This window comes from Kitasatospora terrestris, assembly GCF_039542905.1.
Lineage (GTDB): Bacteria > Actinomycetota > Actinomycetes > Streptomycetales > Streptomycetaceae > Kitasatospora > Kitasatospora terrestris.
This window is the reverse complement of the sequence record NZ_BAABIS010000001.1, coordinates 5,845,447-5,866,958: the sequence shown is the minus strand read 5'-3', so window position 1 is coordinate 5,866,958 and position 21,512 is coordinate 5,845,447. Positions and strand designations below refer to the sequence as shown.

Below are 21,512 nucleotides of genomic sequence, written 5' to 3'. Positions count from 1 at the left end.
TCCGCGGATCTTCCGGAGCTGTCGATAGGGTGCCGGGGACGGCGGGAGCAGGAGGAACTGCAGTGGGAGAGGCGGCCATGGGCGGCGCGGCGCGGCGGGACGAGGCGGCGGTGGACGGGTTCATCGAGCGCTTCGCGGGCGTCCTCGCCGACGCCGGCTTCCCCCGGATGCCCGCCCGGATCTTCACCGCCCTGCTCGCCAGCGACACCGGGCGTCTCACCGCCGCCGAACTCGCCGACCGCCTCCGGGTCAGCCCCGCCGCCGTCTCCGGTGCGGTCCGCTACCTCACCCAGGTCAACCTGGTCAGCCGCGAACGCGAAGCCGGCTCCCGGCGGGACCGCTACCGGGTGCACGAGAACGCCTGGTACGAGGCGGCCGTCAGCCGCGACCAGGCGCTCACCCGGTGGGAGGGCAGCCTGCGCGAGGGCATCGAGGCGCTCGGCCCCGGGACGCCCGCCGGCGCCCGGCTCGCCGAGTCGCTGGCCTTCTTCGCCTTCCTGCGCGAGGAGTTGCCGCAGCTGCTGGAGCGCTGGCGCGAGCGCCGCGAGGAGCTGCTCGGCGGCGCCTGAGACCCGCCGGGGCCTGCCGGTTCCGGCTGCCGGGCGGCCCGGGGACCGGCGTGCGGCCGGCGGGGCGGGGCGGGCGGCGGGACGGTGCGGTCCACGCGCCGGGCGGCCGCGAGGAGGTCGGCCACCCACCGGGTCGACCACCCACCGGGGGCGGTCACGCGCCGGGCGGTCGCGCGGTCAGGCGAGGAGGGCGTCCAGGTAGCGGGCGGCGTCGGCGCGGAGGGCGGCCGGGGCGGGGGGATCCGCGTGGCCGGCGCCGGCGGCGGTGTGGAAGACCACGCCCTCGCACCAGCGGAGCAGCCGGCGGGCGTCGCCGGCCGGATCGGCCGAGCCGAGGCCGGCCAGGAGCCCGGCGGCGGTGGCGGCGAAGCCCGCGCCGAGGCGGTCGTAGACGGCGCGCAGCTCCGGGCGGCGGGTGGCTTCGAGCGCGAGCTCGTACCGGGCCAGGGTGAGCGGGAGTCCGGTGGTGAGCGCCAGGTGGATGCCGCCCGCGAGGGCGTCGAGGAGCTGGTCGCGGGGGGCGCCCGGGGGCGGGGTGTAATCGGCCGCTTCGAGGTCGGCGATCCGGGTGAGGGCGGCTTCGAGGAGCGCGGCGCGGGTGCGGGCCAGGTTGGAGGTGGAGCCGGCGGGCAGGCCCGCGGCCTCGTCGACGGCGCGGTGGGTGAGCCCGCGCAGGCCGCGCTCGGCGATCAGGGCGATGGCGGTGTCGGCGACCAGGACCGCGCGCGGGGTGCTCATGGGCACCATCCTGCCCTGTCTAGCCGGCAACTACAGATGTAGTATCGAACCCGTAACTACAGGCGTAGTGGAGGTGTGCGGTGGAACGACGGGCCGTCGTCATCGGAGCGGGCGTGGGCGGACTGGCCTCGGCCCTGGCGCTGCACCGGCGGGGCTGGGAGGTCACCGTGCACGAGCGGGCCGCCTCGCTCGACCCGGTCGGCTCCGGCATCGGCATCGCGCCCAACGCGCTGCGGGCGCTCGACGTCCTGGGCGTCGGCGACGCCGTCCGGCGGCGGGCCGCGATCCAGGGCCTCGCCGGGCTGTACCGGCCGGACGGCCGGCGGCTCGCGGTCACCGACACCGAGCGGATCCACCGCGCGTACGGCGACCCGCTGGTGGTCCTGCACCGGGCCGAACTGGTCGGGATCCTGGCCGGCGCCCTGCCGGACGGCACGGTCCGGACCGGCACCGAGGTCCGCGTGGTCGACCCCGGCGGCGACGGCCCGGACGGCGCCCCGGCCCGGCTGTTCGGGCCGGACGGGGAGTCCGCGGCCGCGCTGGTCGTCGCCGCGGACGGGATCCGCTCGGGCGCACGGGAGTTGCTGTTCCCCGACCACCCGGGCCCGGTGTACTCGGGGTTCACCAGCTGGCGCACGGTGGTCGCGGCGCCGGGCGAGCCGCGCCGGGTCGGCGAGACCTGGGGGCGCGGGGCGCTCACCGGTGTCATCCCGCTGGCCGACGGGCGGGTGTACCTGTACGCGGCGGCCCTCGCCGCGCCCGGCGGACGGGCCGCCGACGGTGACGAACGGGCCGAGCTGGCACGCCGGTTCGGCAGCTGGTGCGAGCCGGTGCCGGAGCTGATCGGGGCGGCGGAGGCCGGGCGGGTGCTGCGGCACGACGTCTGGGACCTGGTCCGCCCGCTGCCCGCGTTCCACGGCGGGCGGGTGGCGCTGGTCGGCGACGCCGCGCACGCGATGACGCCCTTCCAGGGGCAGGGGGCGTGCCAGGCGATCGAGGACGCGGTGGTGCTGGCCTGGGAGTCGGAGCGCGGCGACGGGCTCGCCGGGTACTCGGCCGCCCGGGTCCGGCGCACGACGGAGGTCGCGCGGCGGTCCCGCCGGGTGGGGCGGGCGGTGGCGATGCGGCGGTCCGGCCTCCGGGACGCGCTGCTGCGGGCGGCCGGACGGTTGCCGGAGGCGGCGCTGGTCCGGGGCGCGGCACCGATGGTGGACTGGCGGCCCCCGGCGGGTTGACGGCCGGGCCCGCGGTTCCCCGGGCCCTGACGGCGGCCGCCCGCCGTCAGCGCAGGTAGGCGGGGGCCACGGCGGAGACCGTGAGGGTGGCGGGGGCTCCGGTGCCGTCGGCCGGAACGGTCCAGAGGTCGGAGCCGTACTCGCCGGGCAGGGAGTAGACCAGCGTCGCACCGTCGGCCCACAGGGCCTGGTCGTCGATGTTGCGCTGCTCGGCGGTGGCGGTCTCGGTCATGGTGGCGAGGTCGAGGACGTACAGCCGCCAGGGCGCGTCCGGGGAGGCGCCGGCGATGCGCTTCTTGTAGGCGATGCGGGTGCCGTCCGGCGAGAGCGAGGGGCACTCCACGTTCTGGTGCAGCGTGGTGAGGGTGCGCGCGGCGAGGTCGCCCCGGACGAGGTGGGTCTGCCCGCCGGTGGCGACGGTGGCGTAGAACCGGTTGTCGTCGGCGAAGGTGACGCCCCAGACGTTGATGTCGGAGGCCCGGTACGGGTGGCCGTCCTTGACCACGGCGAAGGTCTCCAGGTTGTCCTCGAGGTGCCAGTCCCGGGTGTCGACGATCGCGGTGCGGGTGGAGAAGTCGGTGCCCGCGTAGGAGTCGCCGCTGACGAAGACGGTCCAGGCGGCGAGGTGGCCGGAGGGCGAGACCCGGGCGCGGGTCGGGATGCCGGCGGCGGGGAAGGCGTGCCTCTCCCGCAGGTGGTCGTCGACGACGACGGCGCGGTAGGTGTCCTCCAGGGCGCCGTGCTCGGCCTGCAGGCAGATGCCGGTGCCCGCGGCGGCGTGGAAGCGCAGGCACGTGAGGCCGGAGGCGGTGCGCGGCGCGTCCGGGCGGTCGGCGGGGACGGTGGTGATCTCGTCGCGGTGCGGGCCCCAGGCCAGGTTGCGGAAGACCAGCTGCCCGTGGCCCGGGGCGAGGTCGACGGCACCGGGGTGGACCGGCGGCCCGCCGGCCTGCTCCTGGTCCTTCTTGCCGCTGCGCTCCGCGGCGTGCAGGACGGCTCCGGTAGCGACGCCGCCGAGCAGGACGACGGCGAGCAGCAGGGTGAGCAGGCGGGCGGTGCGCGTCATGCGGTGGACACCTCGTCGTCGGTGCGGAGGAAACGGGTGGCGACCAGGGCGCTGACGGTCAGGGCGCCGGCGGCGGTCGCGAGGGCGGTGCTGCCGCCCAGGGAGGCCCACAGGGCGCCGAAGGCGAGCGAGCAGGCGAACCGGGCGAGCGCCTGGCCGGTGCCGACCAGGGCCTGTCCGGCGCCCTGGTGCTCGGCGGGGACGGTGCCGGCGGTGGCGGCGGCGAGGACGCCGTCGGTGGCCGCGTAGAAGGCGCCGTGCAGCAGCAGGATCACCGGGATCAGCCCGGTCCCGGGCGCGGCGAGCACCAGCGCGTAGCCGCCCAGCAGGGCGCCGTGGCCGGCCAGGAAGAGCACCCGGCGGCCGATCCGGTCGGCGAGCAGGCCCATCGGCACGGCGAGCAGCAGGAAGACCGCGGCGGTGCCCAGCGGCAGCAGCGGGAACAGGTGCGAGGACAGCCCGAGCCGGCGCTGGACCAGCAGGTAGAGGAAGGCGTCGCTGACGGTGGTCAGACCGAGCAGTACGGCGCACAGGGTGAGCCGGCGCAGCGCGGGCAGCCGCAGCAGGACCAGCGAGTCGCGCAGGCCCGGCCGGACGACGGGTGCGTCCTCGCGGGCCCGGCCGGGCACGAAGAGGACCAGCAGCAGCACGCCGAGCAGCGCGATGCAGCCGCTGACGGCGAAGACGGCGTCGTAGCCGTCCACGGTGGCGCGCAGGATCGCGAAGGCGACCAGCGGGCCGATCAGGGCGCCGGTGGTGTCCATGGCGCGGTGCACGCCGAAGGCGCGGCCGCGGTGCTCGGGGGCGGTGGCGAGGGAGATCAGCGCGTCGCGGGGTGCGGTGCGCAGGCCCTTGCCGGTGCGGTCGACGGCCAGCACGGCGCCGATCAGCGGGAGGGTGTGGGCCAGCAGGAGGAGCGGCTTGCAGACGGCGGACAGGCCGTAGCCGAAGCCGGCGACCAGCTTGTGGCCGCGCCCGCCGCGGTCGGCGAGGTGCCCGCCGAGCAGCCGGACCAGGGCGGCGGCGCCGTTGTTGATGCCGTCCAGCAGACCGAAGCCGAGCGGGGAGAGGCCGAGACCGGCGACCACGTACAGCGGCAGCACCGCGCTGACCATCTCCGAGGAGACGTCGGTGACCAGGCTGACCGCGCCGAGGGCGACGACGGTGCCGGGGACCGCGGCGGCGCGCCGCCCCGGACGGGTGTCTGGGGCGGCGGCCGTGGTGCTGCGGCGCTTGGAATCACGAGCGTCCGCGAGGTACATCCGGCGTCAGTTCCAGATGCCGGTGATGTCGGAGGCGGTGGCGGCGTTGCCCGCGTGGGCGGACAGGCCCGCCAGGTCCTCCAGGGTGCGCAGCACGTTGTAGTGGTTGTAGGTGGTGGCGGTGGAGCTGCCGGGGGTCACGTGCTGACCGTAGAAGATCGTCGGGATGCGGTTGCCGGACAGCTTGTTGTCCTCGTCGAAGGTGACGACCAGCATCGAGTTGTGGGTCTGCGCCCAGGTGGCGTACGCGCCCAGCTTGTTCTGGATCCAGGTGTCGCCGGTGCCGACCGAGCAGTCGTGCATGTCGTTGCACAGGTCGGGCACCACGAAGGAGACCTTCGGCAAGGTGGTGAAGTCGGTCGGGAACTGCGTCATGGTCTTGGCGGTGCTGGTCGGCACGTTGCTGAAGCCGAACCACGGGTTGTGCTTCTGCGCGTACTTGCCGCTGGAGCAGGTGGTCGAGCCCTGCGACGGCAGGCCCTCGTTGTAGCTGCCCCAGGTCTTGCCGGCGGCGATCAGCTCGGAGCCGAGGTTCGGCGCGGAGATCGAGCCGACGGAGACGCAGCTGTCGTCGGTGCGGCCCTGGTTGGAGCCGGAGAACAGCATGTAGTAGTTCGGCTCCGACGGGTGGGTCAGGCCGTACGACTGGGTGAGGTTGGCGCCACCCGCCTTGAGGGTGTTGTTGATGTAGGGGGCGCTGGAGCTGCCGATCACCTGGGTGTAGGCGTGGTTCTCCATCACCACGACCACGATGTGGTCGGGGGTCGGCAGGGTCGCGGCGTGGGCGGCGGTGCCGGTGGCGGCCCAGATGCCGAGCGAGCCGGCGGCGAGCGCGACCGAGCTCGCGATCGCGGTGAGGGTGCGCTTGGCGCGCTTGGGGGCCTGAACGGCGGTCATTGCTGTCCTCCTGGCGAGGGAAGGTGACAGTGCGTGGTGGAGCGCCGTAACCCTAGGGGCGGGCCGGTGGACGCGTCCCGACCGGAAGGGTGAAGAGCGGGCGAACGGTCGTGGCACTCCGGTTACGGGCGGGTGACCGGCGGTAACACAGGTCACAGGCGCCCCGATTGACCTGCTCAGTACGCCCGTGGTGGGATCGACGGGCCCTCGGGGCGCGGTGCGGAAGGAAGATCGGGTGGAGCTGCGGGTGGCCGTCGGCGTCGGCGCGCGCCGGGGCACGGACGGCGCGGAGGTGCTCCGGCTGATCGACACCGTGCTCAGCTCGGCGGGCCTCCGACGCGACGCGGTCGCACTGCTCGCCACCCTGGACGCCAAGACCGCCGAACCCGGACTGCTCGCCGCCGCCCGCGCGTTGGGCGTCCCGCTGACCGGCTTCCCGGCCGAGCGGCTGGCCGCCGTCCCCGTCCCCGGACGCTCCCCCGCCGCGCTCGCCGCCGTCGGCACCCCGAGCGTCGCCGAGGCCGCCGCGCTCGCCGCCGCGCCCGGCGGCCGCCTGCTGGCCGGAAAGCGCACCTCGGCGAACGCCACCGCCGCCCTCGCCGGCCCCCTCGTGACAGGAGAGCCCACGTGACCGCCGAACCCGACCTGCGCCACCACGGCGACGCCGAGGTCCGCACCCCCGGCCTGGTCGACCTCGCGGTGAACGTCCGCACCGGCACCCCGCCCGAGTGGCTGCGCGACCGGCTCGCCGCCACCCTCGGCGACCTCGCCGCCTACCCCGACCCGTCCGCCGCCCGCGCCGCCGTCGCCGCCCGGCACCGCCGGCCCGTCGACGAGGTGCTGCTCACCTCCGGTGCGGCCGAGGCGTTCGTCCTGCTCGCCCGGGTGCTGCGACCGCGCCGCGCGACCGTGGTGCACCCGCAGTTCACCGAACCGGAAGCGGCCCTGCGGGACGCCGGGCACACCGTCCACCGGGCCGTCCTCGACGCCGCCGACGGCTTCCGGCTCACCCCCGGCGCGGTGCCCGACGAAGCCGACCTGGTGGTGATCGGCAACCCCACCAACCCCACCTCGGTGCTCCACCCCGCCGAGGCCGTCGCCGCGCTGGCCCGGACCGGCCGGACCCTGGTCGTCGACGAGGCGTTCATGGACGCCGTCCCCGGCGAACCCGCCTCCCTCGCCGGGACCCGCGACCTGCCCGGGCAGGTCGTCGTGCTGCGCAGCCTCACCAAGACCTGGGGCCTCGCCGGACTCCGGATCGGCTACGTCCTCGGCCCGGCCGCGCTGATCGCCGAACTCGCCGCCGCCCAACCGCTCTGGCCCGTCTCCACCCCCGCGCTGGCCGCCGCCGAGGCCTGCAGCACCCCCGCGGCGCTCGCCGAGGCCGAGGACGCCGCCCGGCTCACCGCCGCCCACCGCGAACACCTGCTCAAGGGCCTCACCGACGTCCCCGGCGCCCGGGTGCACGGCGAACCGGCCGCCTCCTTCGTCCTGCTCCGGCTCCCCGGCGCCGCCGAGGTCCGCCTCCGGCTGCGCGAGGCCGGCTACGCCGTCCGCCGCGGCGACACCTTCCCCGGCCTCGGCCCCGACTGGCTCCGGATCGCCGTCCGCGACGAACGGACCACCGACCGCTTCCTGACCGCCCTCGCCGCGGCCGTCAGCCCGGCGTGACCGGCTCTCCCGGGCCCGGGGCGGCGTCCCCCGCGAGTTCGGCGGCCCAGGTGGTGAGGGTGGCGAAGTCGGCGGGGCGCAGGCCGTGGCGGTGGTCGACGACCAGGACCCGGGCGGGGGCCGGGTGGTGGGCGGCCAGCCAGGCGGCGTCGTGCGGCTCGGCCTCGTCGTCGACCCAGACCAGCGGGCGCGCCCGCCCACGCGGACAGCTGGCGGGTCTTCCAGTGCAGGCCGTCCGGGTCGCCGTGGAACATCGACTCCCATTCGATCGCCGGGAGTTCGGGCAGGCCGATGAACGGGCCGACGCCGGTGTTCGCCTCGCCGCGCCACGCGGTGCACCAGACCAGGTCGTAGGGGAGGGCGAGCAGGGCCGGCCCGTGCGAGGGGTTCAGCCACATCTGCTCCGGCTCCGACGGGTCACCGCGCATCCACGAGGCCCGCGGCACCTGGTGCGAGCGGTAACCCCGCGGCCGGAACAACGGCCGTGACGTGAACGGCCGCAGCGGCCCGTCCACGTCGAGCAGCAGCAGCGGTCGCCCGTCCGGCATCTCCGACTCCCCCTCTACCGGCCCTGCTCGGCGGCCCAGTCGGCCAGCAGGGCGAAGTCCCGGTCCCGCAGCCCGGTGCCCGGGTCGATCGTCAGCAGCAGCGCCGGTCCCTCGTGGTGCCGCTCCACCCAGGCGCCGTCGGCCGCGGTGATCTGGTCGTCGACCCAGGCGAACGGGCGGCCCGCCGCCCACTCGGTGATCGCCGGGGTCTTCCAGAAGACGCCGCCGTCCGGCTCGGGCCGCGGCTCCGGCCAGCCGATCACCGGCAGCTCGGGCAGACCCAGCACCGGGCCGATGAACTCGTTCGCCTCGTGCTGCCAGGTGGTCGCCCAGACCAGGTCGAAGGGCAGCGCCCGCAGCGCCCGGCCGTGGTCCGCGTTGAGCCACACCCGCAGCGGCTTGACCCGCTTGTGGGGCATCCCGTTGGCGCTCATCCAGTACCGCATCTCGGCGGCCCAGGTCGGCGGCGACATCCGGTACGTGGTGTACCCGTCCGGGCGCCTGGTGCGCTTCGCCCCGTACGGGTTGAGCGGCCCGTCCACGTCGAGCAGCAGCAGCGGTCGCACGGCACGGCCTCCCCCCGGTCGGTGTCCTCCGCACGGTACCGGGCGGGTGGCGGGCGGGGGTGGGAATTACCCGTGGGCGGGCCGCCAGGCGCGGGCGGCGGCGATGCGCTGGACGGCGCTCGGGTGGGTGGCGAAGAGCAGCTGGAGCGGGCGCGGCGGGTCGACGTCGGAGACGTTGGCGACCGCGAGGCGGCGTTGCATGGCGATGAACTGCCCCGGGTCACCGGTGAGTTCCAGGGCGTGGCGGTCGGCGCGGGCCTCGATCCGACGGCTCACCGCGGCCTGCGCCGGGCCGGAGGCGGCGCCGATCAGGGCCGCGCAGGCGGCCAGCAGGGGCAGCGAGCGCGGGTCGGCCGCGTCGGTGGCACCGGCGGCGTCCAGCAGCGGCTGCCAGGCCGTGAGCAGGCCGAGCACGACGACCGCGACGGCCGCGCCCAGCGCGCCGAGGACGGTGCCGGTGAGCACGTCCCGGTGCTTCACGTGGCCGAGTTCGTGCGCGACGACCAGCTCCACCTCGCGCGGCTCGGCGGTGGACAGCAGGGTGTCGTAGGCGACGATCCGCCGGGTCGCGCCGAAGCCGGAGACGTACGCGTTGAGCGCGGTGGTGCGGCGGGAGGCGTCGGCGACCAGCACGGTGCGCACCCGGATCGCGTCGCGGTCCGCCAACTCCAGCAGGGCGGTCCGCAGGTCGCCGTCCGGCATCGGGGTGAAGCGGTTGAAGACCGGTTCGATGAGCAGCGGGTGGAGGAAGGACAGCGCCACCGCCAGCAGCGCCGCCAGCCCGGCGGCCGGCCACCACCAGCCGTCCGGGGACCGGTCGGTGAGCGCGTACAGGCCGAACACCACCGGCAGCGCCAGCAGCAGGGTCAGCAGCAGCCCGCGCAGCGCGTCCACCGCCCAGCCCGACCAGCCCTGGGTGACCAGCCCGAACTCCCGCCGGACCACCCGCACCCGGGCGTTGAACGGCAGCACCAGCAGCTGCCCGAGCAGCACCAGCGCCGCCGTGCCGGCCAGCACCTGCGCGGTCCGCGAGCCACCGAACAGCCCGCCCGCCCAGGTGACCAGCCCCGCCCCGGCGGGCGTCAGGCCCAGCACCAGCGTCAGCCCCAGGCCCGCCACCCGCCCGGCCAGCGCCCACGGCACCTGCCGGCGCCGCAGCGCACGCCCCCGGGCGATCTCCTCCGACGTGAAGTCCTCGCGCACGCCCCAACCCTACGCGCGGCACCCCCGCGGGCGAACGGTGGCGGCACCGCGAAATCCGGAGGCGGACCACGGCGGCCGGTTCGTACGATGGCGGGATGTCCGATGCGCAGCAGCTCGCCGAGGCCGTCAGCACCTTCCGCCGTGACTTCGCCCGTCGGCAGGCCGCCCGGGTGGTCGAGGCGGACGGCGCTTTCGCCGTCCTGGACGAGGAGTTCAGCGGCTCGTACGAGCACAACCAGCTGTACGTCGAGCGGGCGGACGACCCCGTGGCCCTCGCCGGGCTCGCCGACGAGCTGCTCGGCGGCCTGCGGCACCGCCGGATCGCCGTCCGCGACGGCGCGCTGGCCGAGGCCGCCGCGCCCGCGCTGCTCGCCGCGGGTTACACGCACGACGTCGAGCTGCTGATGGTGCACCGCGGGCCGCTGCCCGCCGGGGACGGAGCCGGCCGGGTGGCCGAGGTCGGCATCGCCGAACTGCGGCCCGCCGAGCTGGAGCAGTGGCGGCGCTGGCTGCCCGACAGCACGGACGCCGTCCTGGAGCAGCTGGTCGGCCGGCGGAAGCGGCGCCTCGACGGGGCGGACTCGGTGCGGACCCTCGCGGCGCGGGACGAGGACGGCGAGATCGGCGCCTGGGCCGACCTGTACGTCGACCGCGCGAGCGGCCTGGCGCAGATCGAGGACCTCGCCACCGCGGAGCCCCGGCGCGGCCGGGGCCTCGGCGACGCGGTCCTCGCCGCCGCGCTGCACCGGGCGGCGGCAGCGCCGGGCCATCGGCTGACCTTCCTGGTCGCGGACGCCGCGGACTGGCCCCAGCACTGGTACGCCCGCCGCGGCTTCACCCCGATCGGCCGCACCCACGCCTTCACCCGCAGCTGACCCCGGCCGGGCGCCGCTCGGAGCCGCCGCTCGGGGCCCGGCGGGGCGCCTTGCGTGCGGGCGGAGTGGAGGGCGGCCGGGAACGCGGAGACGTCCGCCGCCTCCGGGGAGGCGACGGACGTCTCGCGATTGCTCGGGGTCGAGCCGGATCAGACCTGGCCGGCCTTCTCCAGGGCCTCGCAGCAGGTGTTGACGAGGAGGCGGGTCACGACGTACGGGTCGACGTTCGCGTTCGGGCGACGGTCCTCGATGTAGCCCTTCTGCTCCACCTCGACCTGCCACGGGATGCGGACCGAGGCGCCGCGGTTGGACACGCCGTAGGAGTAGACGTTCCACGGGGCGGTCTCGTGCTTGCCGGTCAGGCGGGACTGGATGTCGTCACCGTACTGGTTGACGTGCTCCAGGACCTTCTCCTGGGAGGCGCCGAGCGACTCGCAGGCGGTGATGATGGCGTCGTAGCCCTCGCGCATCGCCTTGGTGGAGAAGTTGGTGTGGGCACCCGCACCGTTCCAGTCGCCACGGGCCGGCTTGGCGTCCAGGGTGGCGTCGATGCCGAACTCCTCGGCGGTGCGGTAGAGCAGGTAGCGGGCGATCCACAGGTCGTCCGAGACGGTCAGCGCGTCGACCGGGCCGATCTGGAACTCCCACTGGCCGGGCATGACCTCGGCGTTGATGCCGCAGATCGCGAGGCCCGCGTCGATGCAGCGGTCGAGGTGCAGCTCGACGATCTCGCGGCCGAAGACCTCCTCGGCGCCGACGCCGCAGTAGTAGCCGCCCTGCGGGGCCGGGTAGCCGCCCTCGGGGAAGCCGAGCGGGCGGGAGCCCTTGAAGAAGGTGTACTCCTGCTCGATGCCGAAGATGGCCTCGTGGGCGGCGTACTTCTCCGCGACCTCGCGCAGCGCGGCGCGGGTGTTGGTCTCGTGCGGGACACCGTTCGTCTCCAGGACCTCGCAGAGGACCAGGATGTTGTCACCACCGCGGATCGGGTCCTTGACGACCTTCACCGGCTCGAGCACACGGTCCGAGGCGTGACCCTCGGCCTGGTTGGTCGAAGAACCGTCGAAGCCCCAGGTGGGGATCTTGTCCGCGTTCGGCAGCACCCGAGTCTTGGAACGGAGCTTGGCGGTCGGCTTGGTGCCGTCGATCCAGATGTACTCGGCCTTGATTGCCATTGCGGTGAACCTCACTGCTTGGGTGGTGGGTGCCCGCGTAGCGTTGCAAGCCGCCGTTTCCCGGTTGTTCCTCCTATGTAACGCCCATGTGAACCGACTCTCCGCAGCGGCACGTTCACCGTCGGAGAGTGCCAGTCCCGCCATGCGGACACGTCCGTGAGACGGGCCCGCCGGGCGGGTGGCCGGTCCGGGCGCGGATCAGCGCCGTCGGGCGTGCGCGGCCCGGCGGCGGCGCGTCATCCACAGCGCCGCGCCCCCGGTCACCAGGAGCGTCGCGCCACCGGCGAGCAGCGGGACGGTGCCGCTCGCCCCGGTGGACGCCAGCTCCCCTCCCCCGCCCTGCGCGGGGACCGCCCGGGCCGCCGCCGTGCCGTCGGAGGCCGGGCTGGGCGCGGCGGAGGACGGGGCGCTCGCCGGGACCGGCTTCTCGCAGCTCACCGAGGCGACGGTGATCCGGCCGTCCACCTTGGCGACGTTCAGGTTGAGCGGGTTCAGCCTCACCTGGACCTCCAGCGCGGAGGCGGCGGCCGTGCTGGTGGTGGTCGACTTCTTGGAGAACTCCACCTCCACCGAGCCGATGGCGGGCAGGTCCACCCGGGTCGGCGAGTTCAGCCCGACCGCGACCGGCCGGCCCAGCACCGTCACCTCGGCCGGGGCGACCACCTTGGCGGTCGGCGGGCCGTCCACCGGGCAGGACGCCTCCGCGCTGAGCGCCTCCAGGCCGAGCAGCGTGGTCAGCGGCATGCCCGGGGCGTGCAGGTCGGCGCCGACCAGCTTCACCGAGGCGGTGGCGCCCTTGTCGTCCGCCCTGGTCACGGACTGGCCGACCTGCGCCTTCACCAGGGTCACCGGGCGGTTCTGGTCCACCCCCTCGACCTTGGCGGTGAGCATCGCGTCGTCGCGCCGCGCGGGCGTCTGCACCTTGTTGAGCGCGACGTTCACCGGGACGTCGACGGTGTTGAGCAGCGTGACGTCCAGGTCCAGCTCCGCGGTGACGGCGGACGCCCTGCCGGGCTTGCCGGGCGCGCCGGACCCGCCGGTCGCGTACGCGGCGGGCAGCGGCAGGGCGACGGTCAGCACGGCGGCGGCCAGCGACGCGGCCGCGACGGTCCGGGCGGCGGAAGAAGACATGGCGGTACCCCCCACAGGTGGCGATTGGCAGAACGCGCCTCGTCCTCACCCGGCGTGCTCACGACACGGGGAGGGGGCTTGCGCTCTCGACTGCCGACAGTCTTCTCGAACAATCCGTCACACAGGCAACACAGAGCGTCAGTTCACCCTTACGGGTGAGTAGCTCCGCGCCCCGCCGCTACGGCAGCCGCCAGTCGACGGGCTCGGCGCCCTGCCGGGCCAGCAGGTCGTTCGCCCTGCTGAACGGCCGTGACCCGAAGAAGCCGCGGTCCGCCGACATCGGGCTCGGGTGCGCCGACTCGATGGCCGGCACCTGCCCCAGCAAGGGGCGCAGGTTGCGGGCGTCACGCCCCCAGAGGATCGCCACCAGCGGGCCGCCGCGCTCCACCAGTGCCCGGATCGCCTGCTCGGTGACCTCCTCCCAGCCCTTGCCCCGGTGCGCGGCCGGCTTCCCCGGCGCGGTGGTCAGCGCCCGGTTGAGCAGCAGCACGCCCTGCCGCGTCCACGGCGTGAGGTCGCCGTTGGACGGCGGCGGGAAGCCGAGGTCCCGGCCGTACTCCTGGAAGATGTTGATCAGGCTGCCCGGCAGCGGCCGCACCTGGGGCGCCACCGAGAAGCTCAGGCCCACCGCGTGACCCGGCGTCGGGTACGGGTCCTGACCGACGATCAGCACCCGCACCTGGTCGAACGGCTGCTGGAACGCCCGCAGCACCTGCGGGCCCGGCGGCACGTACGTCCGCCCCGCCGCGAGCTCCGCCCTCAGGAAGTCGCCCATGGCGGCGACCCGTCCGGCCACCGGCTCGAGGGCCTTCGCCCAGCCGGGCTCTACGATCTCGTGAAGGGGACGCGCTGCCATGGGCCTCACCCTATCGGCCGGCGGCGTCAGGGCGTGACCGGTCGGCCGCGCAGCACCACGGCCCGCGGGGCGGCCAGCACCCGGACGTCCGCGCGCGGGTCCGCCTCGTACACCACCAGGTCCGCCGGGGCCCCCTCGGTCAGGCCCTCGCGACCCAGCCAGGCGCGGGCCGACCAGCTGGCCGCGCCGACCGCCTCGACCGGGGTCAGGCCCGCCCTCACCAGTTCGGCGACCTCGTCGGCGACCAGGCCGTGGGCGAGCGAGCCGCCCGCGTCGGTGCCCACGTACACCGGGATGCCGGCGTCGTGGGCGGCGCCGACCGTGTCGTAGCGGCGCTCGTGCAGCCGCCGCATGTGCGCCGACCAGGCGGGGAACTTCTCCTCGCCGCCCGCCGCCAGCTTCGGGAAGGTCGCGATGTTCACCAGGGTCGGGACGATCGCCACCCCGCGCTCGGCGAACTGCGGGATCAACTCCTCGGTCAGACCGGTCGCGTGCTCCACGCAGTCGATGCCGGCGGCCAGCAGGTCAGGCAGCGACTCGGCGGCGAAGCAGTGCGCGGTGACCCGCGCGCCCTCGGCGTGCGCGGCGGCGATCGCCTCGCGCAGCGCGTCGCCCGGCCAGCAGGCCGCGAGGTCGCCGCGCTCGCGGTCGATCCAGTCGCCGACCAGCTTCACCCAGCCGTCGCCGCGCCGGGCCTCGGCGGTGACGTACGCGGCCAGGTCGCCGGGCTCGATCTCGTGCGCGTAGTTGCGGATGTAGCGGCGGGTGCGGGCGATGTGCCGGCCGGCCCGGATGATCCGGGGCAGGTCCTCGCGGTCGTCGATCCAGCGGGTGTCGGCGGCGGACCCGGCGTCGCGGATCAGCAGCGTCCCGGCGTCGCGGTCGGTCAGCGCCTGCTTCTCGCTGGTCGCCTCGTCCACCGCGCCGTGGGCGTCCAGCCCGACGTGGCAGTGCGCGTCCACCAGCCCGGGCAGCACCCACCCGTCGACCGTCCGCACGTCACCCGCCCCGGCCGGCCGGTCGTACGTCACCCGCCCGCCGACCACCCACAGCTCGTCCCGGACCTCCTCCGGCCCGACCAGCACCCGACCCCTGACATGCAGCACCGCACCGTCTGTCATGCCCGCACTCTACCCACGGCCCGGCGGGCGGTGAGCGGGAGGATCGCGGCGGTGGCGAGGGCGTAGCAGGTGAGGACGGCGGTGAAGGGGAGCAGCGGGTCGCGGGTGTGGAGGAGGGCGGCGAGCCAGCCGCAGGGGACGGCGGCGAGGGCGGCGGCGCTCTGGACGGCGGAGGAGAGGGTGGCCCGGTCGGCGGGCGGGACGGCGGTGACCACCAGGGCGTCGCGGTAGGACTCCAGCAGGAACGGGCCGGCCGCGGTGAGGACGGTGGCGAGCAGCAGGGCCGGGGTCCCCGCGCCGGGAACGGCGAGGAAGGCGGCCCAGCCGGCGACGCCCAGCAGCAGGCCGTGCAGGACGTTGCCGCTCATCGGGCGGTGCCGGCGGCGCGGCATCACCCACCGGTAGCAGGCGAACGCCGCGAACGCCCCGAGCGGGGGCTGGAGGGCGATCAGCCCGGTGGCGGGGTGGAGCTCGTCGGCGAGGTAGACCACCTGGAAGAGGGTGAACTGCACGGCCAGGTCGGTGAGCAGGACGACGGCGACGACCGGCCACAACTCCCGGGCGGAGAAGAGGAGTCGCAGGCCCCGACCGAGTCCGGCGGGGGCCTCGGCGGCCTGTCGTCCGGCTGCGGTCTCGGTGGTGAGGCGGTGGCGGACCAGGAACAGCGCGGTCATCGAGATCCCGCCGAACAGGTAGACGGCGCGCAGCGCGGGCAGGGTGCCCCAGTGCGCCATGGCGGCACCGGCCAGCGGGGTGAGCAGGCCGGCGGCCATCACCACGAGTTTGATCGCGGCGAAGATCCGGGGCCGCTGGTGCTCGTCGGCGTCCTCGGTGACCAGCAGGAAGAAGGAGAGGTTGACCACCCGGCCGAGGGCGGAGCACAGGCCGGCCGACAGGAAGGTCCAGAACCCGTCCGCGAAGGCCCAGAGGAACATCGGCAGCGACCAGGAGAGCAGGTCGAAGAGCAGGGTGGTGCGCCGCCGGCCGAGCCGGTCGGTGACGGCGCCGGCGGCGAGCTGGGCGAGGAAGCCGAGCCAGAGCGAGGCGGAGGCGATGGCTCCGATCTGCCAGGTGGTGAGGCCGGCCTCCTTCTGGAAGAGCGTGGCGTAGTAGAGCGTGACGGTGCCGGGGACGGCCCAGAGCGGTTCCAGCAGGACCGAGTTGCGGGCGTTGCGCGGCAGGTCGGCGAGGAGTCGGGGGGCGCACGCTTCCTCCGGTGGGGGGGGGGTGACGGCGGGGGCGCGCCCGCCCGCGTCGCAGGGGCGGGCGGACGCGCCGGTCGGGGTCAGCGGTGGTTCAGCCAGGCCATCGCGCCGGTCGGCTTGTTGGTGTAGTCGAAGAGCGCCTGGTTCTCCCAGGCGTCGGCCGAGGTGGCGTCGGTGGGGTCCCAGCCGTTGCCGGCCACGGCGGTCCAGGTCGGTTCCCAGTAGAAGACGCCCAGGCCCTTGCCGTTCGGGACGGCCTCGACCACGTTCATCACGTCGCGCAGGTTGGCGGCCTGCCCGGCCTGGGTGGCCGGGTACCCGGCGACCAGCTGGCTGCTGTACGCGACGTTGTTCTCCAGGGAGTCGTTGTTGGCCAGGGTGAACGCGTACGCGGTCTCGGCGACGAACACCTGCTTGCCGTACCGGGACGCCATGTCGTCCAGGGTGGTCTGCAGGTCGCTGAGCGCGCCGTGCCAGTAGCCGTAGTAGGAGAGGCCGATCAGGTCGAACGGGACCCCGCGCGCGACGGCGTTGTCGTAGAAGGTGCGGGCGCCGGCGTCGTCGCCGCCGTTGGCCAGGTGCAGGGCGACCTTGGTGGAGCCGCTGACCGCCTTGGCGGCGTTGGCGCCCTGGGTGAGCAGCGCGGCGAGGTTGCCCCAGTTGGAGGTGGAGCCCTCGGACCACAGGATGCCGGCGTTGATCTCGTTGCCGATCTGCACCATGTCGGCGGTGGTGCCCTGGGCCTTCAGGGCGTTGAGCACGTCGTAGGTGTGGTTGTAGACCGCCGACTTGAGCTGGTCGAGGGTGTAGCCGGACCAGGCGGCGGGCTTGTTCTGCTTGCCCGGGTCGGCCCAGCTGTCGGAGTAGTGGAAGTCGATCAGCAGGCCCATGCCGAGGGCCTTGGCGCGCTGCGCCATGGTCAGCACCCGGGCCTTGTCGTTGTAGCCGTCGGCGGGGTTCACCCACACCTTGAGGCGGACGTAGTTGGCGCCGTTCGCCTTGAGGATGCTCAGGGCGTCGCCGGTGGTGCCGTTGGCGTACTTGTAGGTGCCGCCGCGGTCCTCGCTCTTCTTCAGCGTGGAGACGTCCACGCCGCGGGCGGTGACGCCGGTGGTGCCGGAGGTGAAGGTGAGGTCGTCGACGTTGAGCCAGTTCCCGGCGTTGGCGTCGGAGTTGATGCTGACGGTGCACTGGGCTCCGGTGACCTTGACGGAGGTGACCAGGTGGATCCAGGCGCCGTTGGGGGTGGGGGGCAGGTCGGTGCGCTGCTCGGTGGAGCCGCAGTTGCGCAGCGCCAGGTAGGCGGAGTTCTGGCCGCCGCTGGAGCGGACCCAGGCGCTGAGGGTGTACGTGCCGTTGGTCAGGCCGGAGAGGTACTGGTAGGTCTCCACCTTGTAGGCGGTGGACGCCCAGTGGGTGAGCCGGTAGGAGCCGCTGCGGCCGCCGGCCTCGGTGTAGGAGGCGCTGTTCTGGCCGGCGGCGGAGTAGGTGGACCAGCCGGTGGGGGTGGCGGTCGCGGCGCCGCCGGTCTCGAAGCCGGCGTTGGTGAGCGTGCTCGCCGCGTTCGCCGTGGTGGGCAGGGCGGCGGCGGTGGTGGTGAGCAGGAGCGTGGCGGCGGCGCCGACGAGGGCGCGCTTGATTCCCTGGTGCATCGTCGTCCTTGGCGATGGGTCCGGGCACGTCGGGTTGCTGCTGGGGGGGGCGTGCCCGAACGGTGGGGGTGGTGGGGTGGGGCCACGAGGGTGGGGGGCGGTGGGGGTGCCTCGGGGGCAGGTTGGGGCACCCCCACCGGGACCGGCGGGCGGGTCGGCCCGCCGGTCGGTGCCTGTCGGGAGCCGACCCTCAACGACTCCTGACAGGGGTTCGGAGGTGGACGACCCGGGTGCTGTTGCCGGGGACGTCCAGGTGGCCGCTCACCGGGGTGCCGGTGAGGAGTTCGGTGCCGCTGCCGGGCAGCGGGACGCGGGCGGAGGCGGCGGTGTGGTTGATCGCGAAGAGGTACCGGCCGTGCTCGCCGATCCGCTCCACCACCTCGACGTCGCGCGGCAGTTCGGGGGTGGTCAGGCCGGCGTCGGCGATCGCCCGGCCGAGCACGGCGTCGAGGTGGGCGCCGTGCAGGCGGCTGGAGACGTACCAGGCGTGGCCGCCGCCGAGGGCGTGCCGGGTGACGGCGGGGTGTCCGGCGGCGGGGCCGTCGGCGTACGTCCACACCGGGTCGGCGCCGCGCGGCACCACGAACTCGGACCAGCCGTCCGCGGTCAACTCCCCTTCCGAGCCCGCCAGTCGGACCTGCTGGTCGGCGCGCAGCGGGGCGAACTCCTCGACCGTGAGGCCGAGGACGTCGCGCAGCGCGCCGGGGTGCGGTCCGGCGTGCACGGCATCGTGCTCGTCGACGATGCCGGAGAAGTAGGAGACCGCGAGGGTGCCGCCCTCGCGGACGTACTCGGTGAGGTTGATCCCGGCGGCCTCGGTGGTGAGGTAGAGGGCGGGGACCAGGACCAGCGGGTAGCGGCTGAGGTCGGACTCGGGGTGGGCGAAGTCCACGGTGAGGTGGCGGTCGTACGCGGCGGCGTACCAGGCGTCGGCGCGTTCGCGGGCGTCCAGCTCGACGCTGGGGCGCCACTCCAGCTTCTGCGCCCACCAGGACTGCCAGTCCCACAGGATCGCCGCGCCGGCCTCGACCCGGCTGCCGCGGACCGCGCCGAGGGAGCCCAACGAGGCTCCCAGGGCGACGACTTCGCGCCAGATCCGGCTGTCGGTGCCGGCGTGCGGCAGCATCGCGGAGTGGAACTTCTCCGCGCCGTACCGGGAGGCCCGCCACTGGAAGAACATCGCGCCGTCGGAGCCGCGCGCCACGTGGGCGAGGCTGTTGCGGGCCATCTCGCCGGGCTGCTTGACCAGGTTGCGCGGCTGCCAGTTCACCGCGCCGGTGGAGTGCTCCAGCAGCAGCCAGGGCCTGCCGCCGGCCACCGAGCGGGTGAGGTCGGCGGACATCGCGAGGTTGACGTGGTTGCGCTCCGCCTCGGCGACCAGGTAGTGGTCGTTGGTGACCAGGTCGACCTCGCGGCCCCAGGCCCAGTAGTCCAGGGACTCGCACTGGGAGAGCGCGGTCATGAAGTTGGTGGTGACCGGGATGCCGGGGGCGAGGCGGTGCAGGACGTCCCGCTCGCGCTTGAAGTTCTCCAGGATGGTGTCGCTGGTGAACCGGGCGAAGTCCAGCTGCTGGGCCGGGTTGCAGGCGGTGGGGGTGAGCCGGGGCGGCCGGATGTCGTCCCAGCGGTTGTAGTGCTGGCCCCAGAAGGCCGTCCCCCAGGCCTCGTTGAGCTCCTCGAGGGTGGTGTACCGGGCGGCCAGCCACTGCCGGAAGTCCTCCGCGGAGGCCTCGCAGTAGCAGGCGCTGACCGGCACGCCGTACTCGTTGTGGACGTGCCAGAGCGCGAGCGCCGGGTGGCTGCCGTAGCGCCGCCCGAGCTGTTCGGTGATCGAGGCCGCCGCCTGCCGGTACGCCGGTGAGCTGTGGCAGATCGCGCCGCGGCCGCCGAACTCGTAGCGGACGCCCTCGCGGTCGACCGGGAGCGCCTCGGGGTGCTCGCGGTAGAACCAGGCGGGCGGGACGACGGTGGGGGTGCCGAGGTCGACCCGGATGCCGTTCTCGTGCAGCAGGTCGAGCAGGCGGTCGAGCCAGCCGAAGTCGTACACGCCGCGTTCGGTCTCCAGCAGCGCCCAGGAGAAGATCCCGACGCTGACCATGGTGACGCCGGCCTCGCGCATCAGGCGGACGTCCTCCTGCCAGACGTGCTCCGGCCACTGCTCGGGGTTGTAGTCCCCGCCGTAGGCGAGCTGGTCCAGCCCGACCGGCCAGTGGTGTGCCATGGATGCTCCAGGATCAAAGCGACAATCAACCGCTTGGTGTGAACGTGCACAGCAGCTGACCGCTGTGTTGCGCCTAGATAACCGTAAGGCTGCGGGGATTGACAAGTGTCATCCGGATTTCCGTACTGTGAACGTGCACAGCCGCTGGTCCAGGGGGCGACCAGCGGCTCACCCTCACCCCCACCTGCCTCTGCCGTGATCCTCGGGAGGATCCATGCACCGCCGCATCGTCGTCGCCGCCGCTGCCGCACTCACCGGAGTGCTCGCCCTTTCCGCCTGCTCCGGCAGCGACTCCGGCTCGGACGCCAAGGCCGCCTCCGGCCCGGTGACCCTGAACTTCTGGTCCTGGGCGCCGAACATGGACAAGGTCGCCGCGGCCTGGAACGCGTCGCACCCGGACATCCAGGTCAACGTCCTCAAGCAGGCCGGCGGCGACGACCTGGTCACCAAGGTGATCACCGCCGCGAAGGCCGGCAACGCACCCGACCTGATCCAGACCGAGTACCAGGCGCTGCCCACCCTGGTCTCCAACGACGTGCTGGCCGACGTGGCGAAGCAGGCCGGATCCGTCAAGGACAGGTTCGCCGACGGCGTCTGGAAGCAGGTCACCCTCGGCACCGACGCGGTCTACGCGATCCCGCAGGACTCCGCGCCGCTCGCCTTCTACTACCGCCAGGACCTCTTCCAGCAGTACGGCCTGAAGGTGCCCACCACCTGGGCCGAGTTCGCCGACGCCGCGCACCAGCTGAAGGCCAAGGACCCGGCCAAGTCGCTGACCACCTTCTCCTCCAACGACTCCGGCCTGTTCGCGGGCCTGGCCCAGCAGGCCGGCGCGAAGTGGTGGACCAGCTCCGGCGACACCTGGAAGGTGGCCATCGACGACACCGCCACCAAGAAGGTCGCCGACTTCTGGGGCGGCCTGGTCAAGGACGGCTCGGTCGACAACCAGCCGATGTACACCCCGGCCTGGAGCAAGGCGCTGAACGAGGGCACCCAGATCGCCTGGGTCTCCGCCGTCTGGGCGCCCGGCGTGCTGGAGAGCTCCGCCCCCGACACCAAGGGCAAGTGGGCGATGGCCCCGCTGCCGCAGTGGAACGCCGGCGAGAACGCGACCGGCAGCTGGGGCGGTTCGAGCACCGGCATCACCACCGGCGCGGTCAAGGCCGGCCACGCCGACGCCGCCGCGAAGTTCGCCACCTGGCTGAACACCGACCCGCAGGCCGTCGCCGCCCTGGTCAAGGAGGTCAACATCTACCCGGCGGCCACCGCCGCGCAGGCCACCCTGACCACCGGCCCGGCCTTCTTCCCGAACCAGCCGGACTTCTACGCCAAGGCCGCCGAGATCGCCAAGGGCACCGCACCGGCCGCCTGGGGCCCCAACGTGAACGTCGCCTACTCCGCCTTCAAGGACGCCTTCGGCCAGGCCTCCCAGGCCAAGGGCGACTTCGCCCCGGCCCTGACCGCCATGCAGACCGCCACCGTCGACGACATGAAGAAGAACGGCTTCAAGCTCGCCGGCTGACG

At 74.4% G+C, this 21,512-nt stretch carries 19 protein-coding genes and 1 pseudogene; 6 read left to right on the top strand and 14 right to left on the bottom strand.

The features are described from left to right. The first annotated feature begins 77 nt into the window (after positions 1–77). Entirely contained in the window at positions 78–569 is a 492-nt protein-coding gene (locus ABEB06_RS26940; RefSeq protein WP_345702003.1) for a GbsR/MarR family transcriptional regulator, read from the top strand. Positions 570–746: 177 nt separating this feature from the next. Here the strand turns inward: ABEB06_RS26940 and ABEB06_RS26935 are convergent, their stop codons facing one another. After that, positions 747–1,307, bottom strand: a complete 561-nt coding sequence (locus tag ABEB06_RS26935) for a TetR/AcrR family transcriptional regulator (protein WP_345699473.1) — start codon at positions 1,305–1,307, stop codon at positions 747–749. Positions 1,308–1,387: 80 nt separating this feature from the next. Here ABEB06_RS26935 and ABEB06_RS26930 point away from each other — a divergent pair, with 80 nt between their 5' ends. Beyond that, complete coding sequence (locus ABEB06_RS26930; RefSeq protein ID WP_345699472.1) at positions 1,388–2,542, top strand: FAD-dependent monooxygenase; 1,155 nt, start codon at positions 1,388–1,390, stop codon at positions 2,540–2,542. A gap of 46 nt (positions 2,543–2,588) precedes the next feature. On the opposite strand, the gene ABEB06_RS26925 is transcribed toward ABEB06_RS26930, so the two are convergent. From ABEB06_RS26925 to ABEB06_RS26915, 3 genes are read right to left on the bottom strand one after another with little or no spacing between them, the layout of a single operon-like run. Continuing rightward, the gene (locus ABEB06_RS26925) at positions 2,589–3,608 is read right to left on the bottom strand and encodes a TolB family protein (RefSeq protein WP_345699471.1); all 1,020 of its coding nucleotides are present in this window, start codon (positions 3,606–3,608) and stop codon (positions 2,589–2,591) included. Further along, entirely contained in the window at positions 3,605–4,870 is a 1,266-nt protein-coding gene (locus ABEB06_RS26920) for an MFS transporter (RefSeq protein ID WP_345699470.1), read from the bottom strand. Before ABEB06_RS26920 ends, ABEB06_RS26925 begins: the two co-directional genes overlap by 4 nt. Positions 4,871–4,876: 6 nt before the next feature. Continuing rightward, positions 4,877–5,767 (bottom strand): alkaline phosphatase family protein, encoded by an 891-nt coding sequence (locus ABEB06_RS26915; RefSeq protein WP_345699469.1) that lies wholly within the window; start codon positions 5,765–5,767, stop codon positions 4,877–4,879. Between the two features lie 235 nt (positions 5,768–6,002). On the opposite strand from ABEB06_RS26915, the gene ABEB06_RS26910 reads away from it, so the two are divergent. Both ABEB06_RS26910 and cobC read left to right on the top strand, forming a co-directional pair. Next, a complete protein-coding gene (locus ABEB06_RS26910) occupies positions 6,003–6,398 on the top strand; it encodes a cobalamin biosynthesis protein (protein ID WP_345699468.1) in 396 nt (131 codons plus the stop codon). Further along, positions 6,395–7,438: an Rv2231c family histidinol phosphate aminotransferase CobC gene (gene cobC, locus ABEB06_RS26905; RefSeq protein WP_345699467.1), complete on the top strand. Its 1,044-nt coding sequence runs from the start codon at positions 6,395–6,397 to the stop codon at positions 7,436–7,438. Before ABEB06_RS26910 ends, cobC begins: the two co-directional genes overlap by 4 nt. On the opposite strand, the pseudogene ABEB06_RS26900 reads toward cobC, so the two are convergent. The 3 genes and pseudogenes from ABEB06_RS26900 to ABEB06_RS26890 all read right to left on the bottom strand — a co-directional run bounded on the left by ABEB06_RS26900 (position 7,425) and on the right by ABEB06_RS26890 (position 9,755). Further along, positions 7,425–7,986 (bottom strand): annotated as a pseudogene (locus tag ABEB06_RS26900) (hypothetical protein). The gene cobC and the pseudogene ABEB06_RS26900 sit on opposite strands and share 14 nt — an antisense overlap. 14 nt (positions 7,987–8,000) lie before the next feature. After that, the gene (locus ABEB06_RS26895; RefSeq protein WP_345699466.1) at positions 8,001–8,552 is read right to left on the bottom strand and encodes an HAD domain-containing protein; all 552 of its coding nucleotides are present in this window, start codon (positions 8,550–8,552) and stop codon (positions 8,001–8,003) included. A gap of 66 nt (positions 8,553–8,618) precedes the next feature. After that, on the bottom strand, positions 8,619–9,755 hold the full coding sequence (locus tag ABEB06_RS26890; RefSeq protein WP_345699465.1) for a M48 family metalloprotease: 1,137 nt from the start codon (positions 9,753–9,755) through the stop codon (positions 8,619–8,621). A gap of 95 nt (positions 9,756–9,850) precedes the next feature. On the opposite strand from ABEB06_RS26890, the gene ABEB06_RS26885 reads away from it, so the two are divergent. Further along, positions 9,851–10,630: a GNAT family N-acetyltransferase gene (locus tag ABEB06_RS26885; protein ID WP_345699464.1), complete on the top strand. Its 780-nt coding sequence runs from the start codon at positions 9,851–9,853 to the stop codon at positions 10,628–10,630. A gap of 149 nt (positions 10,631–10,779) precedes the next feature. Here the strand turns inward: ABEB06_RS26885 and glnII are convergent, their stop codons facing one another. The 7 genes from glnII to ABEB06_RS26850 all read right to left on the bottom strand — a co-directional run bounded on the left by glnII (position 10,780) and on the right by ABEB06_RS26850 (position 19,988). After that, positions 10,780–11,802: a glutamine synthetase GlnII gene (gene glnII / locus ABEB06_RS26880; protein WP_345699463.1), complete on the bottom strand. Its 1,023-nt coding sequence runs from the start codon at positions 11,800–11,802 to the stop codon at positions 10,780–10,782. A 198-nt stretch (positions 11,803–12,000) separates the two neighbouring features. Beyond that, positions 12,001–12,933: an SCO1860 family LAETG-anchored protein gene (locus ABEB06_RS26875; RefSeq protein WP_345699462.1), complete on the bottom strand. Its 933-nt coding sequence runs from the start codon at positions 12,931–12,933 to the stop codon at positions 12,001–12,003. Between the two features lie 178 nt (positions 12,934–13,111). Beyond that, the gene (locus tag ABEB06_RS26870; RefSeq protein ID WP_345699461.1) at positions 13,112–13,789 is read right to left on the bottom strand and encodes a uracil-DNA glycosylase; all 678 of its coding nucleotides are present in this window, start codon (positions 13,787–13,789) and stop codon (positions 13,112–13,114) included. A 26-nt stretch (positions 13,790–13,815) separates the two neighbouring features. Beyond that, complete coding sequence (locus ABEB06_RS26865; RefSeq protein WP_345699460.1) at positions 13,816–14,910, bottom strand: amidohydrolase family protein; 1,095 nt, start codon at positions 14,908–14,910, stop codon at positions 13,816–13,818. Continuing rightward, a complete protein-coding gene (locus tag ABEB06_RS26860) occupies positions 14,907–16,061 on the bottom strand; it encodes an MFS transporter (RefSeq protein WP_345702002.1) in 1,155 nt (384 codons plus the stop codon). The genes ABEB06_RS26865 and ABEB06_RS26860 overlap by 4 nt, the downstream gene beginning before the upstream one ends. 134 nt (positions 16,062–16,195) lie before the next feature. Next, positions 16,196–17,767 carry a glycoside hydrolase family 53 protein gene (locus ABEB06_RS26855; RefSeq protein WP_345699459.1) on the bottom strand — a complete coding sequence of 524 codons (1,572 nt, stop codon included), beginning with the start codon at positions 17,765–17,767 and terminating at the stop codon, positions 16,196–16,198. Positions 17,768–17,957: 190 nt separating this feature from the next. Continuing rightward, positions 17,958–19,988: a beta-galactosidase gene (locus ABEB06_RS26850; RefSeq protein WP_345699458.1), complete on the bottom strand. Its 2,031-nt coding sequence runs from the start codon at positions 19,986–19,988 to the stop codon at positions 17,958–17,960. Positions 19,989–20,202: 214 nt separating this feature from the next. On the opposite strand from ABEB06_RS26850, the gene ABEB06_RS26845 reads away from it, so the two are divergent. Then, positions 20,203–21,510, top strand: coding sequence for an ABC transporter substrate-binding protein (locus ABEB06_RS26845; protein WP_345699457.1), 1,308 nt, complete (start codon positions 20,203–20,205; stop codon positions 21,508–21,510). Positions 21,511–21,512 lie beyond the last annotated feature (2 nt).